This window comes from Mesorhizobium sp. ES1-3, from assembly GCF_020164795.1.
Classification (GTDB): domain Bacteria; phylum Pseudomonadota; class Alphaproteobacteria; order Rhizobiales; family Rhizobiaceae; genus Mesorhizobium.
The window spans coordinates 286,186-306,615 of the sequence record NZ_JAIUGW010000002.1 but is presented as its reverse complement, the minus strand read 5'-3'; the positions used below and the strand labels follow the sequence as shown (position 1 = coordinate 306,615).

Below are 20,430 nucleotides of genomic sequence, written 5' to 3'. Positions count from 1 at the left end.
AGGGCCAACCCTAAACCTGCATGATTTCAGCTTCCTTGTCGGAAAGCAGATGATCGATAGTGCTGATGGTTTCGTCGGTAAGTTTCTGGACCTGGTCGGAACGCTTGCGCTGATCGTCCTCGCTGATGTCGCCGTCCTTCTCCGCCTTCTTCAGGAAATCCATGCCGTCACGGCGCACATGGCGCGCGGCGACACGCGCGTTCTCGGCATAGCCGTGCGAAATCTTGACCAGCTCCTTGCGGCGCTGTTCGTTGAGCTCCGGCAGCGGAATCCTCAGATTGGTGCCGTCGACGATCGGGTTGAAGCCCAGATTGGATTCCCGGATCGCGCGGTCGACCGCACCGACCATCGACTTGTCCCAGACCGAGACCGAGATCATCCGGGGCTCCGGCACGGTAACGTTGGCCACCTGATTGATCGGCATGGTGGTGCCATAGGCTTGCACCTGGATCGCGTCGAGCAGGTTGCTGGAGGCGCGACCGGTCCGCAGCGAGGCCAGATCATGCTTGAACGCCGCGATTGCCCCATCCATGCGTCGCTTGAGATCGTCGTACTCACCACTCATGTTAGTCTCCTCGACCCGTCTGCCGGGGGTTCACTGCTTCGGGGCAAAGCCCTGTGTTCGAGCCCGATTTCGAAATCCGGTTTCCCTTCTTCGGGCCCGGATCACTCGTCCGCGACGACCGTACAGCGGCCCCCGCCCCTCAGAATATCGCCGAAACCACCTTTTTCGTGGATCGAATAGACGATTATCGGAATGTTGTTTTCGCGCGCAAGTGCAATCGCAGCCGTATCCATGATCGAAAGCCCTCGATTTATGACCTCGGCATGGCTGATGCGCTCGAAACGTGTCGCATTCGGGTCCTTTTTCGGGTCGGCAGAATAGACGCCGTCGACTTGCGTGCCCTTGAACAGCGCGTCTGCGCCGATCTCGGCCGCGCGGAGCGCGGCAGCCGAATCAGTGGTGAAGAACGGATTGCCGGTGCCGCCGGCGAAGATCACCACCTTGCCCTGGTTCATGTAGGCGGTCGCCTGGCGCTGCGAAAAGCTCTCGCAAAGCTCGGGCATGGCAATCGCGGACAGCACGACGGCGTCGACGCCGATCTTGTTCAGCGACGTGCGCAGTGCCAGCGAATTTATGACCGTGGCAAGCATGCCCATATGGTCGCCGGTGACGCGGTCGCCGCCCTTGGAGGCGACGGCCACGCCGCGAAAGATATTGCCACCGCCGATGACGACACCCACCTCGATGCCCAGCGCGCGCGCCTCGGCGATATCGGCGGCGATGCGGTCCACGACCGAGACGTCGATGCCGAAATGCTGTTCGCCCATCAACGCTTCGCCCGAAGCTTTCAGCAGAACACGTCGGTAGAGGGGCTTCGCCGTCATCTGGTTCCTCGAAAATCCCGGCGCGGCAAGCTCCGAAGGCGAAAGAGGCCTCCTGGTTCGCCGGCGGTGCTGTCATGACGGGTTGACCGGATACACGAAGGGCGCAGCGATGTCACGCCGCGCCCTTGTGCAAAATTCCAGGCTTTTTGGATCAGTTGCTGCTGATGGCAACGGCCTCGCCTTCGACCACGACCGGCAATGCATAACCGGACGGCTTGTCGCCGGTCACGACACCGCCGGCGACACGAACCTGGATCTCGGGACCGAAATACGAATGCGGGAATGGCGCCGGCGTGCCGCTCACCTTGTCCAGCCGCTGACGAAGCGCTGGCGGTATGGAGAAATCGAGCGCCGCAAGATTGTCCTGCAACTGCGAAAGCCGCGTTGCCCCAAGGATGACAGTGGCGATTCCCGGCTGTGTCGCCACCCAGTTGAGCGCCACTTGAGCCATGCCGCGGCCGAGTTCGGCGGCGACTTTTTCCAACTCCGCCACGACAGTCCAGTTGTGCTCGGTGAATTTCTGGAAGCCCGGATGGGTGGTGTTGCGGAAACCGTCGAGCCGGCCGGCATTGCCCGCTTGCACCGGGCGGTATTTGCCACTCAACAGCCCGCTGGCCAGCGGGCTCCAGACCATGATGCCGGCGCCATGGCGTGTCCCGAACGGCACGAATTCATGCTCGATGGCACGCTCCGCCAGCGAGTATTCGAGCTGCAACGCCGAGATCGGCTCATAGCCGCGCAGTTCGGCGATCGCCTGCGCCCGCCCGGCATACCAGGCCGGCACGTCGGACAGGCCGAGGTGACGTATCTTGCCTGCCCGAACCAGATCGTCGAGCGTACGCAGCACCTCCTCGGCCGGCGTCAGCTTGTCCCAGATATGCATGAGATAGAGATCGATGTAGTCGGTACCCAGCCGCTTCAGCGAGGCGTCGACGGCACGCATGATGTTCTTGCGGCCGTTGCCGCCGGCGTTCGGATTGCCGGGGTTCGAGTTCATGGTGAATTTGGTGGCGATCACCGCCTTGTCGCGCAAGCCCCGCTCGGCCACGAATTCACCGAGCCAGGTCTCGGCGGTGCCGCCGGTATAAAGGTCGGCGGTGTCGAAGAAATTGCCGCCGGCCTCGACATAGGCGTCGAACATCGTTCGCGCCGTGTCCCGGTCCGCGCCCCAGCCCCATTCCGTGCCGAAGGTCATCGTGCCCATTGCCAGCCGGCTGACGCGCAGGCCGCTGTTGCCGAGTGTGTAGTAGCTCATCGTCATTGTCTTCTCCGATCCTGATCCGGTTGATGCGGGCGTCATGGGCCCGGGGTCGTCTTGACCCAGGGATTGCCGCGTTCATGCGTCATGCGGAAGGTGAAGCCGTCGACCTTCCAGGCTGTGCCGGAACGTGTCAGGTGGTGCTCATATGTGCCCCAGACTTCCCAGAGTGGATCGCCATTGCCCTCCATTCGGTTCCAGGCATAGCCGTTCGACAGAACAGTCGCCGTGTCCGCCTCGAGGACGACCTGGTGATTGGTGCGCAGATGCAGGCTGGTCTTGCTGCCCTTGAGATTGCCGGCCCAGGCGCCGATCAGATCGTCCGAGGCAATGTTGGCCGCGGGCTGACCCGACAGGGTGCTGAAGTCGGCGGTGACCCGGTCGGCGAAATAGCTGCGCGCGCGTTTCCAGTCCTGCGCGTCGACGGCGCGATCGATGGCATCGGCGATACGAATGACGGCGCGTTCATCGGCAAGGGCCTGCCAGCCGGTCGGTTCGGCACCACCGGCATCGACGGGTGCCAAGGCAAGGCCTGCGGCGAAGGTAACGTGTTTCAAGGCATTCATGTCTCTTCTCCTTTGTGCCACCAGCCCGATCGCCGATGTGTTGGCGACAATGTGGACCTCTGCCTCGGCGTCGATAAGATTGCATGATCTGCATGGACTATGCGATGTAGGTCATGAATGGACCGGGACCTGCTCGCCCACCTGCCTGTCATCGTTGCCGTCGCCCGGCGCGGCGGCTTCGCGCTTGCCGCGGCTGAACTCGGCATGAGCCCTTCGGCGGTCAGCCATGCGGTGCGTCTCGTCGAGGAGCGGATCGGCCAGCCGCTGTTTGCGCGCACGACGCGCAGCGTTTCGCTCACCGAGGCCGGCAAGGCGCTGGTGGAAACGGCCGCCCCTGCCCTCCAGGATATTGCCGAGCGGATGGAGCGTATCCGCAGCGTCAAGGGCAGGCCGTCCGGCCTGCTCAGGATCAACGCCTCCAACATCGCGATTCCATTGGCGGTGACGCCGGTCGTCGCCGCGATGGCCGAGCGCTATCCCGACATTACGGTCGAGATTTTTGCCGATCAGGGATTGGTCGACATCGTCGGCGAAGGCTTTGACGCCGGCATCCGGCTCGGCGAGATGATCGCGCAGGACATGGTGGCCATCCGGCTGACGCAGCCCTTCAAGGTCGTCATCGTCGCCTCTCCCGCCTATATCGGGCGACGTGGTCGTCCGCGCCGCGTAGCCGATCTCGCGAACCACAATTGCATCGGGTACCGGCTCGTCCGTTCGGGTGCTCTCTATCGCTGGGATTTGACCGAGGATGGCAAGGATGTGGTCATGGAGACCAGCGGTACGGCCATCGTGACGGACTCGCTCGCCGCCATTGATCTGGCGCTCGCCGGCGTCGGCCTCGCCTATATGTTCGAGCCGCTGGCGCGCGCGGATCTTGCAGCCGGGCGCCTGGTGCAGGTCCTGCCGCAATCGGCGATCGAGGAACCCGGCCTTTTTCTCTACTTCCCGCGCCGCGCGGCGATGGCGCCGAAGCTCAGGGCCTTCATCGACACCGCAAACGAAATCGGCCGGGCATCCCCGCGGACGCCCGGCCGAAAGACACAGCCGCAATAATGCGGTAGGACGCTTACTTCTTGACCGCCGCAGCGACCTCCGCGGCGAAATCGGACTCTTCCTTCTCGATGCCCTCGCCAAGCGCGAAGCGCAGATAGGCCGTGATCTTGGCTGGCGCGCCGATTTCCTTTTCGGCATCCTTCAGCGCCTTCTCGACGGTGATGTCGGGATTGAGCACGAACGCCTGCTTCAAGAGCACGACTTCCTCATAGAACTTGCGCAGGCGACCCTCGACCATCTTTTCGATGATGGCTTCCGGCTTGCCCGACTGACGCGCCTGGTCGGAGAAGATTGCCTTCTCGCGCTCGACGGCTGCCGGGTCGATCTGCTCTGCGGTCAGCGCCATCGGGTTGGTGGCGGCGACATGCATGGCGACCTGGCGGCCAAAGGCGTTGGCGGCGTGCTCGTTGCCGGTGGTCTCGATCGCGACCAGCACGCCGAGCTTGCCAAGGCCGTCGGCAACCGAATTGTGGACGTAGGTAGCAACCGCGCCGTGCGGAACGGTCAGCTTGGCCGAGCGGCGAAAGCCAAGGTTCTCGCCGATGGTGCCGACAGCGTCCTTGATGGTGTCCGTGACCGACTTGTCCGAACCCGGATATTTCGCGGCGGCCACAGCTTCGGTCGTGCCATAGGCGAGCGCCACCTTGGCGACGTTGGCGACGATTTCCTGGAAGGCGGCATTGCGGGCGACGAAATCCGTCTCGGAATTCACCTCGACGACGGCGGCTTCACGCACGCCGTTGTCGACGCCGATCAGGCCTTCGGCGGCGGTGCGGCCAGCCTTCTTGTCGGCCTTGGAAATGCCCTTCTTGCGCAGCCAGTCGACGGCCTCTTCCATGTTGCCGTTGGTCTCGTTCAACGCCGCCTTGCAGTCCATCATGCCCGCGCCGGTCAAGTCGCGGAGTTCTTTGACCTGTGCAGCCGAAATGCTCATTGTCGCCTCTTTGTTTCAAATGCGCCGACGCACCATCGAATCTCGACGGTGCGTCTGTTTAGCGTGCCAAAATATGAGAAAGATGAAGGCCGCAAGCCGGCCTTCGATTATCAAGCCTCGGGGGCTTCCGACGCCGGAGCCGGATCGAGCGCCGGTTCGACCGGAGCTTCGACGGAAGCGCCGATGTCGACGCCGAGCGCGCCCTGCTGACGGGCGATGCCGTCGATCGCAGCCTTGGCGATCAGGTCGCAATAGAGCTGGATGGCGCGGGCCGCGTCGTCATTGCCAGGGATCGGGAAGTCGATCTTGTCCGGATCGCAGTTCGAATCGATGATAGCGACCACCGGTATGCCCAGGCGCTTCGCCTCGAGGATGGCGATCGCCTCCTTGTTGGTGTCGATCACGAACATCAGGTCGGGCGTCGAGCCCATGTCCTTGATGCCGCCGAGCGCCTTGTCGAGCTTCTCGCGCTCGCGGTCGAGGTTCAGGCGTTCCTTCTTGGTCAGGCCTTGCGCCTCGCCGGCCAGCATCTCGTCGAGCTTGCGCAGGCGCTGGATCGAGTTCGAGATCGTCTTCCAGTTGGTCAGCATGCCGCCGAGCCAACGCGAATTGACATAGTACTGGGCCGAACGCTGCGCCGCATCGGCGACGATGTCCGACGCCTGGCGCTTGGTGCCGACGAACAGCACGCGGCCGCCCTTGGCAACTGTGTCTGAAACCTGCTTCAGCGCCTGGTGCAGCAAAGGCACCGTCTGCGAGAGGTCGATGATGTGGATGTTATTGCGGGCGCCGTAGATGTAGGGCGCCATCTTCGGGTTCCAGCGGTGGGTCTGGTGGCCGAAGTGAATGCCAGCTTCCAAAAGCTGACGCATGCTGAAATCAGGCAGTGCCATTCTCATTTCCTTTCCGGTTAGCCTCCACGGACACAGGCATTTTTGGACCGAAGTCCTTGAACGCCACCGGAGGTTTCAGCCGGATTTCTCCCGGGCAGACACCAAAGTCCGTGTGTGGAATGAGCGGGCATATAGAGGGGAAGTGCGCTAAACGCAAGCGCCGCGGCATCCGTGGCGTGACATGCGACGATACGGCCCTGTCCTCAGCGCTTTACTTTTCCGTTGGGTACCCGCACGCGCCTGAAGATCGCGACGATCTCCTCGCGGCTGCATTCGATGGCGCCGAGCCTCACCGCGCGGTCGCGCTCGAAGCCGGTTATGTCATAGTGCGGCGCCGATGTCCTGGGCGGCCCCTGGTAGGACGAGCGCTTCACGCCAAGCTGGGCTGCGAACCGATGCAACTCTTCGGTGTCGTCGGCCATCAGATGGCACCAGCGATGGCCTGCCCACTTCCAGATCGCCGCATCGACATAGACCGCCATCAGGCCCGCCGCGGTCAACTCAGTTGCGCATCGTTGCTATTTCGATACCGGACAAGGCTTTGTCTGGTCGAACAGCGACAGGTTGACCAGCTTGCCGGTCATGGAGAAGTCGCCATAGTCCATGACGAGATCACGGGTGATGCCGTTCTCGTGCAGCTTGAAGCTGATCCGGTATTCCGGCACTTCCTCGCCCTTCTGGGCGCTGTCGTCGAAATAGGCGATGTCGACAGGCCAATATTTGTCGGTGGCAAGCTTCGCCAGAGCCGGCGCTTCCGGATCGGCCTTGTCGGCTTCGGTCTTCTTGCCGACGACAACCGTGGTCGTCATCACTTTGTTGGCGTCCTCCGAGCCGTCGAACAGGTTGGTCTGGTAGAAGGTTTCGCCTTTTTCGGCCTTGCCGATCAGCTCGACCAGATGCTGGGTCGGAAACTGGGTGGCAGCGAGTTCAAGACTGTTCTTCTCCGGCTTGTCGATATCGACCTTCAGCCCCTTGGCATTCTTTGTCGCGACGCCCTTGACCTCCTTGTCGAGGTTCTGGTCGACGAAGGACTTCGTCACGAAAGAAAACATCTTGCCTTCCGCATCCTCGAAGGTGGTGGTCTGCTGGTCGGTCAGCTTCGTGTTGTCGCTGGTCGCGATCTGCGTGACGAAACGGAATTTCACCGTATAGCCCTCGCAGGCGGAGCCGTTGAACTCGTAGACCATACGGCCGGTGATACCGGTGATGCCGGATCGATCATCCGCTTTCTTGAGGGTGAGATCGTAGACGGCGCGATGCGCCTGCAGCGCCGGTACGGCAAAAGCGGAGCCCACGGGGAAGAGCGCCGACAACAGAACGGCGTGGAATGCAAGGCGCGATGCGCGCATGAGGTACTCCAATCGTCGCGGCTGATGGCAGACCGCAGGGAAAGATGGTCCAGCTTAAAAAAAGTCATGGCGGAAGCGAGGCAAAAATAGCAATTTCGGCCCGGCCAGCGCGGCACCTTCCAGCAATAGGGAAAAGCAATGAGTGAAACAATCGAAAAGCGGCTAAGCGATCTCGGCGTGACGCTTCCTGTTGCCGCCGCGCCTGCCGCCAACTACGTGCCCTATTGCAGGACCGGCAACCTGCTGTTCACGGCAGGACAATTGCCGCTCAAGGACGGCAAGCTGCAGGCGAGCGGCCTGCTCGGCCGCGACGTCGACACGGCAAGCGGCAAGGACGCGGCGAAATACTGCGCCATCAACATCCTGGCGCAAGCCAAGGCGGCACTTGGCGACCTCGAGAAGATCCGCCGTCTGGTCAAGATCACCGTCTTCGTGGCGTCGGCGCCCGACTTCGTCGAGCAGCATCTGGTCGCCAACGGCGCCTCGGATTTCCTGGTTGCCGCGCTTGGCGAAGCCGGCAAGCACGCACGCTCCGCCGTCGGCACCGCCTCCCTGCCGCTTAATGCCGCGGTGGAGATCGAAGCGATCTTCGAAGTCGATGAGTGAAGGTGCGGACATGACCGACCTCTCCTGGCTGACTGCCCGGCCGGTTGCCCATCGCGGCTTTCACGACATGAACAAGACGCGCTGGGAAAACACGCTTTCCGCCTTCGCCGCCGCGGCCGAACGCGGCTACGCGATCGAATGCGACGTGCATCTGTCGTCGGATGGCGTTCCCGTCGTCATCCATGATGACGATTTGCAACGGCTGACCGGAAAGGACGGTTTCGTCTGGCAACGCAGCGCTGCCGAACTTACCGCGCTCCAGGTTGGCGGCACGGCGGATCGCGTGCCGACGCTGCAGGAAACGCTCGATCTCGTCGATGGTCGTGTGCCCATGGTCGTCGAACTGAAAGGAACTCCCGGTCGCGACGAAGGCCTGGTGGCGCGCGTAGGCAAGATGCTGAAGCGCTACAAGGGCAAGGCGGCGATCATGTCGTTCGATCACTGGCTGATCCGCGATTTCCCCCGGCACGCGCCCGGTATTCCGGCTGGATTGACTGCCTATGGGAAGGACGCCAAGCTGATCGAAGCACACTTTTCCATGCTGGCGCACGAACTCTCCTTTACCTCCTACGCCGCCGGCGATCTGCCGAACCCGTTTGTCAGCTTCGTGCGCGAAAAGCTCAAAATGCCTGTCATCACCTGGACGGTGCATGACCAGCCGGCGATCGACCTGACCTTCAGATATGCCGACCAGATGACGTTCGAAGGGTTCGAGCCCGACATGGTCAAAGTCGCCTGAGCAGGGTGCCCGAAACGTGACTTGTAGCGGCCCGAATGGAGCTTAAATAAGCCTCATGGATCAGGGCGACGACTGCGACGGACAAACGGCGAATGCGGACTATTCGATCCGCATCGCCGCGGGCATAGGAGCCTTTACCTGCGATGAATGGAACGGCTTTGCCGGCACCACGCGCGGCGACGCGGAAGCCGGATATAACCCACTCGTTTCATTCGCTTTTTTGAGCGCCTTGGAGGATTCGGGCTGCGCCGTGCGGCGCACCGGCTGGCAGGGCCATCACCTGCGGCTGGAAACCGCGCAAGGCAGGCTGCTCGGCGCTGTTCCCTGCTATCTCAAATCGCACAGCCAGGGCGAATATGTGTTCGATCACGGTTGGTCGGATGCCTTCGAGCGCGCCGGCGGCCGTTACTATCCAAAACTGCAAAGTGCCGTGCCGTTCACGCCCGTCACCGGCCCTCGCCTGCTGGTCGGCAAAGGCGAGGATCAGGACGCGGTCAAGGCGGGGCTTGCCGCCGGGCTCAAAATGGTGACCGACAAGCTCGGCATATCCTCGGCGCATGTCACTTTCGCGCAGGAGAGCGACGTCGCGACGCTGGAGGCCGCAGGTTTCCTGCATCGCACCGACCAGCAATTCCATTTCTTCAACGAAGGGTTTTCCACCTATGACGACTTTCTCGCCACGCTTGCCTCGCGCAAGCGCAAGGCGATGAAGAAGGAACGGCGCGAGGCGCTGGCCGATGGCATCACGATCGACTGGCTGACCGGCAAGGACCTGACCGAAAAGGCCTGGGACGACTTCTTCGCCTTCTATATGGACACCGGCAGCCGCAAATGGGGCCGCCCCTACCTGAACCGCCAGTTCTTCTCGCTGATCGGCGAACGCATGGCGGACGACATCCTGCTGGTGATGGCCAGGCGCAACGGGCGCTACATTGCCGGCGCCATCAACTTCATCGGCTCCGACGCGCTCTACGGCCGCAACTGGGGCTGCATCGAGGATCACCCCTACCTGCATTTCGAGGTCTGCTATCACCAGGCAATCGACTTCGCCATCGAACGCAAGCTGAAGGTGGTCGAAGCAGGCGCGCAAGGCGAGCACAAGCTGGCGCGCGGCTACCGGCCGGTGACCATGCATTCGGCGCACTACATTGCCCATCCCGGCCTGCGCAAAGCGGTCGCCGATTATCTCGGGCGCGAGCGGCGCGAGGTGGAGCGGATGGGCGAATATCTGGAAGAACATACCCCGTTCCGCAAAGATCTCGAGGAATAGCAGGCTTTTTCGACACGCCTGCCGACGCTGTTTACCCTGCGGCAGGTATCCACCAAGCCATGCCTCGGGCATGGACGCGCAAGCGATCTCGGCTGATCGCAGCGCAGCTTCGTCTTGCCGCTCGGAGGCGGCTTCGCTACACCGGAGGGCAAGGCACACTCCGGAGCGTTCACCATGACTGAGGCCGCCTATGACACCGACAACATCTTCGCAAAAATCCTGCGCGGCGAAATACCCTCGCAGCGTGTGTACGAGGACGAAGCCGTCGTGGCTTTCATGGATGTGATGCCGCAAGGACCGGGCCATACGCTGGTGGTGCCGAAAGCGCCGTCGCGCAATCTGCTCGACGCCGACCCGTCGACATTCGGCCCCCTTTTCGTGGTCGTTCAGAAAGTGGCACGCGCGGTCAGGAAGGCTTTCAATGCCGACGGCGTCACCATCATGCAGTTCAATGAGCCTGCATCCGGACAAACCGTCTATCACCTGCATGTCCATGTCGTCCCGCGTTTCGACGGCATCCCTCTGAAGCCGCACACAGGCGCGATGGAGAATCCGGAAGTGCTGGCGCAGAACGCAGACAAGATCCGCGGCGTCCTTCAGAGCTGACCTTAATCCTTTATAAACCGGCGAATCATCTTGTCGCCTGTATTGCTGCCTGCGATTACTTTGTTCATATCTTTGCAAGCCTTCCCGATGCATCTTTTCGCTAGGGATGGGCGGCGATGCAGGACCTTTCGGAAACTATAGGCAGGCAGCCTGACGCCAGCGCGAGCGGCGTCTTTCTGCATCTTTTGGCCGAATCATTTTTTCGCCACCGCGTTGTTCATGCGGTCGCCCTGTTTACTCTCGGATTAAGTTTCGTGATTGGCGCCCGGGTCGGCAACCTGCCGGATTTCGGACTGCTTGCCGAATACGGCTTCTACCTGGTGGTGTATTTGTGGGTCGCCGGATGTATCTACGCGGCATTCCGGCTGTTATGGCTGGCGTTTGTCGACGGTGCCGCATCGCCACTCCGCCTTTTCCTGAATTCGTTCTGGCAGTTGCTGTCCGATCGAAGGCGCATCGCCAACAGCGTGAACGGACTGGTCGCGATCATGGCTTTCGTATCCGGCTTCGCAGTGCTGAAAGGGGCGATCGCGTTGCTGGCGCCTTTCTCCTGGGACCAGGCCTTTGCACAATTCAGCGTCGGCCTGCATTTCGGCCGCCCTACCTACCAATGGGTCTGGTGGATCATTGAAAGCCCCCAGGCCGTTCGTTTTCTCAATCTTTGCTACAATCTTTGGTTCGTGGTGCTGCTCTCGGCGATCTTTTCGAACGTCGCCGCCGCTCGCGATTCCCTGCTGCGCCATCAGTTTCTGCTCAGCTTCATGCTGCTATGGCTGATAGGCGGCTTCGGCATTGCCCTAATATTCTCGTCCGCCGGCCCTTGCTACTACGCCAGGCTCGGCCTTGGCGATCTCTATCAACCGTTGATGGACGCACTTCAATCGGCAAATCAGCAATATCCGATCTGGGCCCTGTCCCTGCAGGACAGGCTGTGGGGCGGCTATCAGGGCTTGCCTTCGGGCAGCATGGGCATATCGGCATTTCCCTCCATGCATGTCGCGTCGGCCGTGCTCATTGCCCTCCATGCGACCAGGCTATCCGCCCGCCTTGGCATCTTGATGTGGATATTCGCGGCGCTGATCATGCTCGGTTCGGTGGTCCTTGGCTGGCACTATGCCATTGACGGCTACGCCGGCGCCCTCATTGCCCTTGCGATCTGGAAAATCACTGGCGCAGCATTGTCCCGAGCGCACGCCGGAACGGTCACGATTTCGGAAGGGCTATCCGACCTCGGCGCCCCACTCATTCGCTTGAGGCCGCAACCGGATCATGGCCTGGCCATGGCGGATGGCGCTTATCCACGTGAAATCATTTGCGGACAGATGGATCAGGAAGGCCGGAGCTCGGCAAAAGACGGATCCGAAAGCCTCTGAAATGCCGTCGGCGGCATCATTCCCGTCAGAAGCCGCCGGCGGATCGCATCCGCGCATTACCCCGGAACCAGGCGTGACGTATCGACTTCCAAATCATACACGCAAGGCCCGTGCACCTCTTCCTGCCACAGGCGTACAGGCAAAGGCACGGGATCACCGGCCATGCGTCACCCCCATTATTCCATGAAAAAAGCCCCGTTTTGAACTGACCCCCGAAGTTGTGTCCAACTTTCGGGGGTCAGTTCATTTCCGGGGCTCTTTTCGACTTTTTGTCAGGCTCAGCCCTTTCTGGGCAGTTGCGGTACGAGGCTGCGCTTACCGCCGTCCTTGCCCTTGGGCTCGGGCTTCTGCGCAACGACCTTCTTTGCCGCGGGCTTCCTGGCCACGGCCTTGGGTGGCTTCGGCGCGTCTTCCGGCTCTTCCTTCTTCGGCTTCACCGGCGCCTCGTCGGCGAGCGATTCGAGCTTGAGGCCGGTCTCGCCGGTTTCCTTCTTCTCGACGGTGACGCGCACCGTGCCGCCCTTCTTGAGCTTGCCGAACAGCACTTCGTCGGCCAGCGGCTTCTTGATGTGCTCCTGGATGACGCGGCCGAGCGGACGCGCGCCCATGCGTTCGTCATAGCCCTTGTCGGCGAGCCAGGCGATCGCGTCGGGCGACAGGTCGAAGGTAACGCCACGCTCGGAAAGCTGGGCTTCCAGTTGCATGACGAACTTCTGCACCACCTGATGGATGACCGGCACCGGCAGCGAGCCGAACGGAATGATCGCATCGAGACGGTTGCGGAATTCCGGCGTGAACAGCCGGTTGATCGCCTCCACATCGTCGCCTTCGCGCTTGGTCGAACCGAAACCGATCGCCGCGCGCTGCGCATCGGATGCACCCGCATTGGTGGTCATGATCAGGATGACATTGCGGAAGTCGATCTGCTTGCCGTTGTGGTCGGTCAGCTTGCCGTGGTCCATTACCTGCAACAGGATGTTGAACAGGTCCGGATGTGCCTTTTCGACCTCGTCGAGCAGCAGCACGCAGTGCGGATGCTGGTCGACACCGTCGGTCAAAAGGCCGCCCTGGTCGAAGCCGACATAGCCGGGAGGCGCGCCGATCAGCCGCGAGACGGTGTGGCGTTCCATATATTCCGACATGTCGAAACGGATCAGTTCGACGCCGAGCGAGGCGGCCAGTTGCTTGGCGACTTCGGTCTTGCCGACGCCGGTCGGGCCTGAGAACAGGTATGAGCCGATCGGCTTTTCCGGTTCGCGCAGGCCGGCCCGCGCCAGCTTGATCGCCGAGGTCAGCGCGGTGATGGCGGTGTCCTGACCATAGACGACGCGCTTGAGCTCGACGTCCAGGCCCTGCAGCACCTTCTCGTCATCGGCCGAGACCGTCTTCGGCGGGATGCGCGCCATGGTGGCGATCGTCGCTTCGATTTCCTTGATGCCGATCGTCTTCTTGCGCTTGGCTTCAGGCACCAGCATCTGCGAGGCGCCGGTCTCATCGATCACGTCGATCGCCTTGTCCGGCAGCTTGCGGTCGTTGATGTAGCGCGCCGACAGCTCCACCGAGGCCTTGATTGCCTCGTTGGTGAACTTCACCTTGTGGAATTCCTCATAATAGGGCTTCAGGCCCTTCATGATCTCGATGGCATCCTCGACGGTCGGCTCGTTGACGTCGATCTTCTGGAAGCGCCGCACGAGCGCGCGGTCCTTCTCGAAGAACTGACGGAATTCCTTGTAGGTGGTCGAACCAATGCAGCGGATCGCACCCGACGACAGCGCCGGCTTCAACAGGTTCGACGCATCCATCGCGCCGCCCGAAGTCGCGCCGGCGCCGATCACGGTGTGGATCTCGTCGATGAACAGCACTGCGCCCGGATAGTCCTCGAGCTCCTTGACGACTTGCTTCAGCCGCTCCTCGAAATCGCCGCGATAGCGCGTGCCGGCCAAAAGCGTGCCCATGTCGAGCGCGAAGATGGTGGCATTGTGCAGCACCTCAGGCACGTCGCCCTCGACGATGCGCTTGGCCAGGCCTTCGGCGATCGCCGTCTTGCCGACGCCAGGGTCACCGACATAGAGCGGGTTGTTCTTGGAGCGGCGGCACAGCACCTGGATGGTGCGGTTGATCTCGCTCTCGCGGCCGATCAGCGGATCGATCTTGCCGGCCTTGGCCTTGTTGTTGAGGTTGACGCAATAGGCGGTCAGCGCGTCCTGCTGCTGCTTCTTCTTACCGCCTTCTTCCTGCGGCTCGGCGCCGTTCTGGCCGCCCTGCTCGTCATCGGCGCCGCGCGGGGTGCGGCTCTCGGACGCGCCCGGACGCTTGGCGATGCCATGCGAGATGTAGTTGACCGCGTCGTAGCGGGTCATCTGCTGTTCCTGCAGGAAATAAGCGGCATGGCTTTCGCGCTCGGCGAAGATGGCGACGAGCACGTTGGCACCCGACACTTCCTCGCGGCCAGATGACTGCACATGGATGACCGCGCGCTGGATGACGCGCTGGAAACCGGCCGTCGGTTTGGAATCCTCATCGTAGCCGGTGACCAGATTGTCGAGCTCGGTATCGATGTAGGTCAGAACAGTATGCTTCAGCTCGTCGAGGTCGACGTTGCAGGCGCGCATGACAGCGGCCGCCTCGGTGTCGTCGATCAGCGCGAGCAGCAGGTGTTCAAGGGTTGCATATTCATGGTGCCGCTCGTTGGCGAGCGTCAGCGCTTGATGAAGCGCCTTTTCCAGGCCTTGGGAGAAAGCCGGCATGTTACCTCACTTCTTCTCCATCACGCATTGCAGCGGATGCTGATTCTGTCGGGCGAAATCCATGACCTGGGACACTTTGGTCTCGGCCACCTCGAATGTATAGACCCCGCACTCGCCCACTCCATGATTGTGAACATGAAGCATGATGCGTGTGGCAGCTTCGCGGTCCTTCTGGAAAAAACGCTCCAGCACGTGAACCACGAACTCCATCGGAGTGTAGTCGTCGTTGAGGATGAGGACCCGGTAAAGGCTGGGCTTCTTGGTCTTGGTTTTGGTGCGCGTGATAACGGCCGTCCCGCGGCCGGCCTCATTGCCGTCGCCGCCGCCATTTTGCATCCGCGCCACTCGTCTCGTGGCAGTCAAACCGATCGTCACGTAGTCCTGCCTCTTCGAATCCTCATGCGAGTTTCACATGTAGGTGTTCGATGGACGATTTTAAGCCCTTCTGGTTAGCTGACAATATGGCTAGGTGACCAACTTGGCGGATTTTCGCGATCGTGAAGCGTTGGCATGAAAAAACCCGGCCGCGTTTCCACGACCGGGTTTCCTTCCCACGCCCAAAGGGCCGGATCTGGAATTCTCAGGGCGAAATCATCCGCCCGAGCAAAAATTACTTCGCCTTGGCAACGATCGATTCGAACGGCTTGTAGGCTTCCTTGGCGAGTTCGGCATAGAGGTCGCCAATCTTGGTGGCCTCGGCGACGAACGCCTCGTAGGACTGTTTGGCATAGTCGGATTGAATCTCGATCGCCTTGTCCAGTGACTTGGCCGAGAACAGCTTCTCGAACGCGGCGCTACCGGCTTCGAAGCTCTTCTTGGTGTATTCGCCGGCCTCGGTGGCGATCGCCTGCGCGCCCTTGGACAGCGAAGCGAAGCTCTTCAGTCCGGTGTCGGCAAACTCTTTGCCGTATTTGCTGAAATCTTCGTAGGTCTGGGTCATTTCCTGATTCCCTTGACGGTTGCCTGTTCATAGGACGCGCCCTAGCCGGGCGGCGTTTTGTGCAATGCACGTAACATATTGTGCGATGCACAAAAAGTCAACATTTCGCCCGCATGGAGGCACTACCCGAACGCCAAGGCTAAGATTCGAATAAAGGAAGGCTCAAACCACCGGAAAATGGTGAACGCGGCGGTTACCATAAACGGATTGGTAACGCTGCCCCGTTAGCTTGGCCGAAAGTGAGGCAGGATCCCTTTGCCGCCTCCAGCGCAACGAGAAATTCAAAGGAACTACCAGTGCGTCAGGCGTTGTCGGGCATCGTTTCCAAATCCGCGTCCCCTCTCAAAACGATCATGATCCTCGCCATGGCGATGACATTCGTCGTCGCGGGTGCCGCATCGTCGCTCGCGGCAAAGTCGGCAGCCATCGTCGTCGACGCCAAGACCGGCAAGGTGCTCTACTCGGCCAACGCCGATGGCCGGCGCTATCCTGCCTCGCTGACCAAGATGATGACGCTCTATCTGACCTTCGAAGCGATGGCGAAGGGCAAGATCAGCAGAAACACGCCAGTCGTGTTTTCGGCTCATGCATCCGCCGAGGCGCCGACCAAACTCGGCGTGAAGCCGGGCGGATCGGTCGCGGTAGAGACCGCGATCCTGTCGATAGTCACCAAGTCGGCCAACGACTCGGCGACCGCGCTCGGCGAAATGCTCGGCGGCAACGAAACCAATTTCGCCCGCATGATGACGGCCAAGGCGCGGCAGCTCGGCATGAACGGCACCGTCTTCCGTAACGCCAACGGCCTGCCCGACCCGGGGCAGTTCACCACGGCGCGCGACATGGCCACGCTCGGCATCGCGCTCAGGGAGCATTTTCCCCAGTACTACGGCTATTTCGCGCAGCGATCCTTTCTCTACGGTCGCCAGCGCATCAATGGCCACAACCGCCTGCTCGGGCGCATCAAGGGCGTCGACGGCATCAAGACCGGCTATACCCGCGCCTCCGGCTTCAATCTTGTCTCGTCCGTCAATGACGGCAACCGCCGCCTTGTCGCCGTCGTCATGGGCGGCACGTCGGGCGGCAGCCGCGACAACCAGATGGCAGGCCTGATCAACACCTATTTGCCGAGGGCCTCGACCCGCGGTGGCGGCGATCTGATCGCCAAGGCGGACAGCAATCCCGTCAGCGCATTGGCGAAGGTTCTCCTGCCCAAGCATGACGCGCCGACGCCGGACGAAAAGCCGGTGGCCGTGGCGGAAGCCGATACGGCCGTCGCGGACGATGCGACCGTTGCCCAGGGCGACAGCGAGGACGAGGATACAGCCGAGGCGGAGGCGCCCAAGCTGGTTGTCCCGGCAAAGAAGGTGAAGACGGTCATCGTCTCCGCTCCCAAGGTCGCCACTGCCCAGGTCGTGGCCGCCTATGCCGAACCCACCCCGGCCGTTGATCCGGTCAGCACCGCGTCGGTTCCGTCGGGCTGGGCCATCCAGGTTGCCTCCTCGCCCAAGCAGTCCGAGGCCCAGGCTCTCCTCGACGAGACTGCCAAGCAGGCTCCCAAGGTGCTGGCCGATGCTTCCGGCTTCACCGTCGCTTTCGACAAGGACGGCGTCACCTACTACCGCGCACGTTTCGGCGGGTTTGGGTCGAAGGATGCCGCCTGGAAGGCCTGCACCGCTTTGAAGAAGAAGAAGATCGAGTGCTACGCCGTCCAGCAATAGGATGGCGTGGAAGGATATCTCCCGGAAAAATTTTGCGTCGAAGGAGACTAGTTGTGATTGGAGAGCAAGACGTCCTTGGCTTCGTTAATCCGCGCCGCCAGGAAAGACGTGCCGCCGATATCGGGGTGCAGGCGCTGCATCAGGCGGCGGTGCGCCTTGCGGACATCCGCCGCGGCGGCCCCCGCTTCAAGACCAAGGACCTTGTAGGCCTCCTCCTTAGTCATGGCGCCCGGACCTGGCGCAACACCCAGCCCTTCGCCACCGTTCGTCTCAGCGTTTTTGCGCCAGACGGGAAATCTGCCGTCAAGATACGTCTCTAGCAACTGCCGGCTCTCCGGATCGCCGGAGAGCTCGCGGTAGAGATGCTGCAATTCCGCAAGGGTCATCGAGCCAAGCATCTTGCCATCGTGACGTCCGGCCAGAACCAGCCCTTCAAGGCCGCCCGTATTATGATCGAGTTCCATCTCGAGTGCCGCTGTCCGCACGGTTGAGCGTTTTGCAGCAACCGGCCTGGCATTTGGCCGGCGCGTACGTGTGGCGCCGTACCAGGCGATTGCCACGAACAGGATGATGCCGCCAATGCCTTGACGCCCGACCACGAGCACGGCGCCGCCGACCAGCGCCAGCAGGATCGGCCCCAAGGTTCTCATCCCGCTTGCGAGTTGCGCCGGATCCGCGCGGAGAAAGGCCGTGGCTACCCCCAGGAGCACCAGCAACAACGCCACCACAACGATAATCGCGCCTAGCATTTCCCATCGCCCCGCAGGTATCCTGTCCGCCTGGACAGCCGCGTGATGTCCTTCAACACTTTTTCTGCGCCAGAATCATGGCCTTTACCCGGGCTGGAAGAGGACCATCATGCTAACTGCGTCTTCAAGGCCGCGGCCTGTGTCGATTTCGACGGTTGTTCATCGCGCATGATTCAAGATGTGGCGTTGTCGCGTCGCTTGCAAGTCCAGCGCGAGACAAGATTGAGGGCCAGAAAAGGTCCGGGCAGAAACAGGCAATCCTTCCACTCAATGTCTAGAGCAAGCCGAGATCGGCCAGCTCGCGCCTGAGTTTCGGCGGCATATCGACCAATCCCGCCTTGCCCTTGCCGAGATCGGACGGGGCGTCCGCTGGCTTCAGATAACGCCAGCCCTGGAAGGCGCGGCGCGGCTGCCAGTCGGTCCGCACCACCTCGGGGTCGAGCATCAAATGGCAGCGGCCGATGCCGTCGTCATCGGTGAACGGCCGGATTTCCGTGATCAATTGCCGGCATTGCACGCTGCCCTTGATCACCCAGTAGAGCGAGCCGCCATCGGTGACCTCGTCGCCACGTGTCGGCACCATGCGGGTGGTGTGCCAGTGTTCGGCTGGTTCGCCGGCGCGGCGGCGCTCTTCAAGACGGAAGGCGATCCACTCTTCGAGATCCTCGACACTGTCGCAGCCGACGCAAAGCTTTAGGAGGTTGAGAGCCATGCACCAAGGTTAGTCCGGGGCGCCGAGACGTCAACGGCCTGGCGGACTTCTCCACAGTGCCGGCTTGGGCCAGCCCTCAACACTCCACGACATTGACCGCCAGCCCGCCAAGGCTGGTTTCCTTGTACTTCTCGTTCATGTCGAGGCCGGTCTGGCGCATGGTCTCGATCGCGGCATCGAGCGGCACGAAATGCACGCCGTCGCCTTTGATCGCCAGGGAGGCGGCCGTCACCGCCTTCACGGCACCCAGCGCGTTGCGCTCGATGCACGGCACCTGGACCAGCCCGCCGACCGGATCGCAGGTCATGCCGAGATGATGTTCGAGCGCGATTTCGGCGGCATTCTCGACCTGTTCGGGCGTGCCGCCCATGACGGCGCACAGGCCTGCGGCTGCCATCGCCGAGGCTGAGCCCACCTCGCCCTGGCAGCCGACTTCGGCGCCGGAGATCGACGCATTGGACTTGATGATGCCGCCGACCGCCGCGGCCGTCAGCAGGAAGTCGCGAATGCTCGGCTGGTCCGCCTCGGGATGGAAATGCAGCCAGTAGCGCAGCACTGCCGGCAGCGTGCCGGCAGCACCGTTGGTCGGCGCGGTGACGACACGCCCGCCGGCCGCATTCTCCTCGTTGACGGCCATCGCATAGATCGACAGCCAGTCATTGGCTAGCAGCGGATTCGGCCGGTTCTGCTGCCACTGCTCCTGCAGCTTGTCATGGAGCTGCCTGGCGCGCCGCCGCACCTTCAGCCCGCCCGGCATGATGCCGTCCTGCGACAGGCCGCGGTCGATGCAGCCCTTCATCGCGTCCCAGATAGCGTCGAGACCGGCGTCGAGCGCCTCGCGCGACATCTGCGTCTCCTCGTTGGTTCGCTTCATGTCGGCGATGGACAGGCCGCTCCTGGCCGCCATCTTCAGCATCTCGACCGCGTTCTTGAAGGGATACGGCACTTTCTTGCCCTCGGTCGTGACCGAGCCCTTGGCCTTCATCCGCTGCAGCTCTTCCCCCGAAACCACGAAGCCACCGCCGATCGAATAGTAGATGCGCTTGAGCAGCAACCGGCCGACGGCGTCGTAGGCATAAAACGCCATGCCATTGGCATGACCGGTGAGCGGTGTCTTGCGGTCGAGTACCAGATCGGTGGCCGGATCGAAATGGTAGGATGGGTGGCCGGGCGGTGAAACCAGCTTGTCGGCGGTGATGCGGCTGATGATGCCGTCGGCCTGGTCAGGGTCGACCGTTTGCGGCGTCTGACCGGCAAGGCCGAGAATCACGGCACGGTCGCTGCCATGGCCGATGCCGGTATAGGCGAGCGAGCCATGCAGGCTGGCGCCGATGCGGTCGACCTTGGCGCCGGCGGGGCGCGGCCAGTCGTCGCCCGCGACCTCGTCGAGGAAGCGCCGCGCAGCCGTCATCGGCCCCATCGTATGCGAGCTCGAGGGGCCGATGCCGATCTTGAACAGGTCGAAAACCGAAAGGAACACGCTGTCTCCTGGATCACGTCGAGGACTACATATAGGAATTCCCGGGAT

Annotated in this window: 21 protein-coding genes; 7 read left to right on the top strand and 14 right to left on the bottom strand. The window is 62.1% G+C overall.

Going from position 1 to position 20,430, the window contains the following annotated elements; genetic code table 11:
• Positions 1 to 10 precede the first annotated feature (10 nt).
• The 4 genes from frr to LB536_RS04515 all read right to left on the bottom strand — a co-directional run bounded on the left by frr (position 11) and on the right by LB536_RS04515 (position 3,213).
• Positions 11 to 565 carry a ribosome recycling factor gene (gene frr, locus LB536_RS04530; RefSeq protein ID WP_027142617.1) on the bottom strand — a complete coding sequence of 185 codons (555 nt, stop codon included), beginning with the start codon at positions 563 to 565 and terminating at the stop codon, positions 11 to 13.
• A gap of 101 nt (positions 566 to 666) precedes the next feature.
• Positions 667 to 1,389: a UMP kinase gene (pyrH, locus tag LB536_RS04525; RefSeq protein ID WP_140808474.1), complete on the bottom strand. Its 723-nt coding sequence runs from the start codon at positions 1,387 to 1,389 to the stop codon at positions 667 to 669.
• Between the two features lie 151 nt (positions 1,390 to 1,540).
• Positions 1,541 to 2,650 carry an aldo/keto reductase gene (locus tag LB536_RS04520; RefSeq protein ID WP_224590256.1) on the bottom strand — a complete coding sequence of 370 codons (1,110 nt, stop codon included), beginning with the start codon at positions 2,648 to 2,650 and terminating at the stop codon, positions 1,541 to 1,543.
• A gap of 35 nt (positions 2,651 to 2,685) precedes the next feature.
• Positions 2,686 to 3,213, bottom strand: coding sequence for a nuclear transport factor 2 family protein (locus tag LB536_RS04515; RefSeq protein WP_224590255.1), 528 nt, complete (start codon positions 3,211 to 3,213; stop codon positions 2,686 to 2,688).
• 117 nt (positions 3,214 to 3,330) lie between these two features.
• On the opposite strand from LB536_RS04515, the gene LB536_RS04510 reads away from it, so the two are divergent.
• Complete coding sequence (locus LB536_RS04510; protein ID WP_224590254.1) at positions 3,331 to 4,266, top strand: LysR family transcriptional regulator; 936 nt, start codon at positions 3,331 to 3,333, stop codon at positions 4,264 to 4,266.
• Between the two features lie 13 nt (positions 4,267 to 4,279).
• On the opposite strand, the gene tsf is transcribed toward LB536_RS04510, so the two are convergent.
• From tsf to LB536_RS04490, 4 genes are all read right to left on the bottom strand, one after another.
• A complete protein-coding gene (gene tsf, locus LB536_RS04505) occupies positions 4,280 to 5,200 on the bottom strand; it encodes a translation elongation factor Ts (RefSeq protein ID WP_027142611.1) in 921 nt (306 codons plus the stop codon).
• A 110-nt stretch (positions 5,201 to 5,310) separates the two neighbouring features.
• On the bottom strand, positions 5,311 to 6,093 hold the full coding sequence (rpsB, locus tag LB536_RS04500; RefSeq protein WP_023777441.1) for a 30S ribosomal protein S2: 783 nt from the start codon (positions 6,091 to 6,093) through the stop codon (positions 5,311 to 5,313).
• A 203-nt stretch (positions 6,094 to 6,296) separates the two neighbouring features.
• A complete protein-coding gene (locus LB536_RS04495) occupies positions 6,297 to 6,575 on the bottom strand; it encodes a DUF4031 domain-containing protein (protein ID WP_140808480.1) in 279 nt (92 codons plus the stop codon).
• A gap of 36 nt (positions 6,576 to 6,611) precedes the next feature.
• Positions 6,612 to 7,442 (bottom strand): cell envelope integrity EipB family protein, encoded by an 831-nt coding sequence (locus LB536_RS04490; RefSeq protein ID WP_140757471.1) that lies wholly within the window; start codon positions 7,440 to 7,442, stop codon positions 6,612 to 6,614.
• A 138-nt stretch (positions 7,443 to 7,580) separates the two neighbouring features.
• Here LB536_RS04490 and LB536_RS04485 point away from each other — a divergent pair, with 138 nt between their 5' ends.
• From LB536_RS04485 to LB536_RS04465, 5 genes are all read left to right on the top strand, one after another.
• Entirely contained in the window at positions 7,581 to 8,048 is a 468-nt protein-coding gene (locus LB536_RS04485) for a RidA family protein (protein ID WP_140757472.1), read from the top strand.
• Positions 8,049 to 8,058: 10 nt separating this feature from the next.
• The gene (locus tag LB536_RS04480; protein WP_224590253.1) at positions 8,059 to 8,787 is read left to right on the top strand and encodes a glycerophosphodiester phosphodiesterase; all 729 of its coding nucleotides are present in this window, start codon (positions 8,059 to 8,061) and stop codon (positions 8,785 to 8,787) included.
• A gap of 55 nt (positions 8,788 to 8,842) precedes the next feature.
• On the top strand, positions 8,843 to 10,057 hold the full coding sequence (locus LB536_RS04475; RefSeq protein ID WP_224590252.1) for a GNAT family N-acetyltransferase: 1,215 nt from the start codon (positions 8,843 to 8,845) through the stop codon (positions 10,055 to 10,057).
• A gap of 174 nt (positions 10,058 to 10,231) precedes the next feature.
• Positions 10,232 to 10,663, top strand: coding sequence for an HIT family protein (locus LB536_RS04470; protein ID WP_140757475.1), 432 nt, complete (start codon positions 10,232 to 10,234; stop codon positions 10,661 to 10,663).
• Between the two features lie 254 nt (positions 10,664 to 10,917).
• Positions 10,918 to 12,036 carry a phosphatase PAP2 family protein gene (locus LB536_RS04465; protein ID WP_224590251.1) on the top strand — a complete coding sequence of 373 codons (1,119 nt, stop codon included), beginning with the start codon at positions 10,918 to 10,920 and terminating at the stop codon, positions 12,034 to 12,036.
• A 278-nt stretch (positions 12,037 to 12,314) separates the two neighbouring features.
• Here the strand turns inward: LB536_RS04465 and clpA are convergent, their stop codons facing one another.
• From clpA to LB536_RS04450, 3 genes are all read right to left on the bottom strand, one after another.
• Positions 12,315 to 14,783: an ATP-dependent Clp protease ATP-binding subunit ClpA gene (gene clpA / locus LB536_RS04460; RefSeq protein ID WP_224590250.1), complete on the bottom strand. Its 2,469-nt coding sequence runs from the start codon at positions 14,781 to 14,783 to the stop codon at positions 12,315 to 12,317.
• Positions 14,784 to 14,789: 6 nt separating this feature from the next.
• Positions 14,790 to 15,119, bottom strand: a complete 330-nt coding sequence (gene clpS, locus LB536_RS04455) for an ATP-dependent Clp protease adapter ClpS (RefSeq protein ID WP_010909565.1) — start codon at positions 15,117 to 15,119, stop codon at positions 14,790 to 14,792.
• A gap of 274 nt (positions 15,120 to 15,393) precedes the next feature.
• The gene (locus LB536_RS04450; protein ID WP_095774324.1) at positions 15,394 to 15,723 is read right to left on the bottom strand and encodes a phasin family protein; all 330 of its coding nucleotides are present in this window, start codon (positions 15,721 to 15,723) and stop codon (positions 15,394 to 15,396) included.
• A 296-nt stretch (positions 15,724 to 16,019) separates the two neighbouring features.
• Between LB536_RS04450 and LB536_RS04445 the strand changes: the two genes are divergently transcribed.
• On the top strand, positions 16,020 to 17,441 hold the full coding sequence (locus tag LB536_RS04445; RefSeq protein ID WP_224590249.1) for an SPOR domain-containing protein: 1,422 nt from the start codon (positions 16,020 to 16,022) through the stop codon (positions 17,439 to 17,441).
• A 47-nt stretch (positions 17,442 to 17,488) separates the two neighbouring features.
• Here the strand turns inward: LB536_RS04445 and LB536_RS04440 are convergent, their stop codons facing one another.
• From LB536_RS04440 to LB536_RS04430, 3 genes are all read right to left on the bottom strand, one after another.
• Positions 17,489 to 18,190: a DnaJ domain-containing protein gene (locus tag LB536_RS04440; protein ID WP_224590248.1), complete on the bottom strand. Its 702-nt coding sequence runs from the start codon at positions 18,188 to 18,190 to the stop codon at positions 17,489 to 17,491.
• A 274-nt stretch (positions 18,191 to 18,464) separates the two neighbouring features.
• Positions 18,465 to 18,902, bottom strand: coding sequence for a DUF1489 family protein (locus LB536_RS04435; protein WP_224590247.1), 438 nt, complete (start codon positions 18,900 to 18,902; stop codon positions 18,465 to 18,467).
• Between the two features lie 76 nt (positions 18,903 to 18,978).
• Positions 18,979 to 20,382, bottom strand: a complete 1,404-nt coding sequence (locus tag LB536_RS04430) for an L-serine ammonia-lyase (RefSeq protein WP_224590246.1) — start codon at positions 20,380 to 20,382, stop codon at positions 18,979 to 18,981.
• Between the last annotated feature and the right edge of the window lie 48 nt (positions 20,383 to 20,430).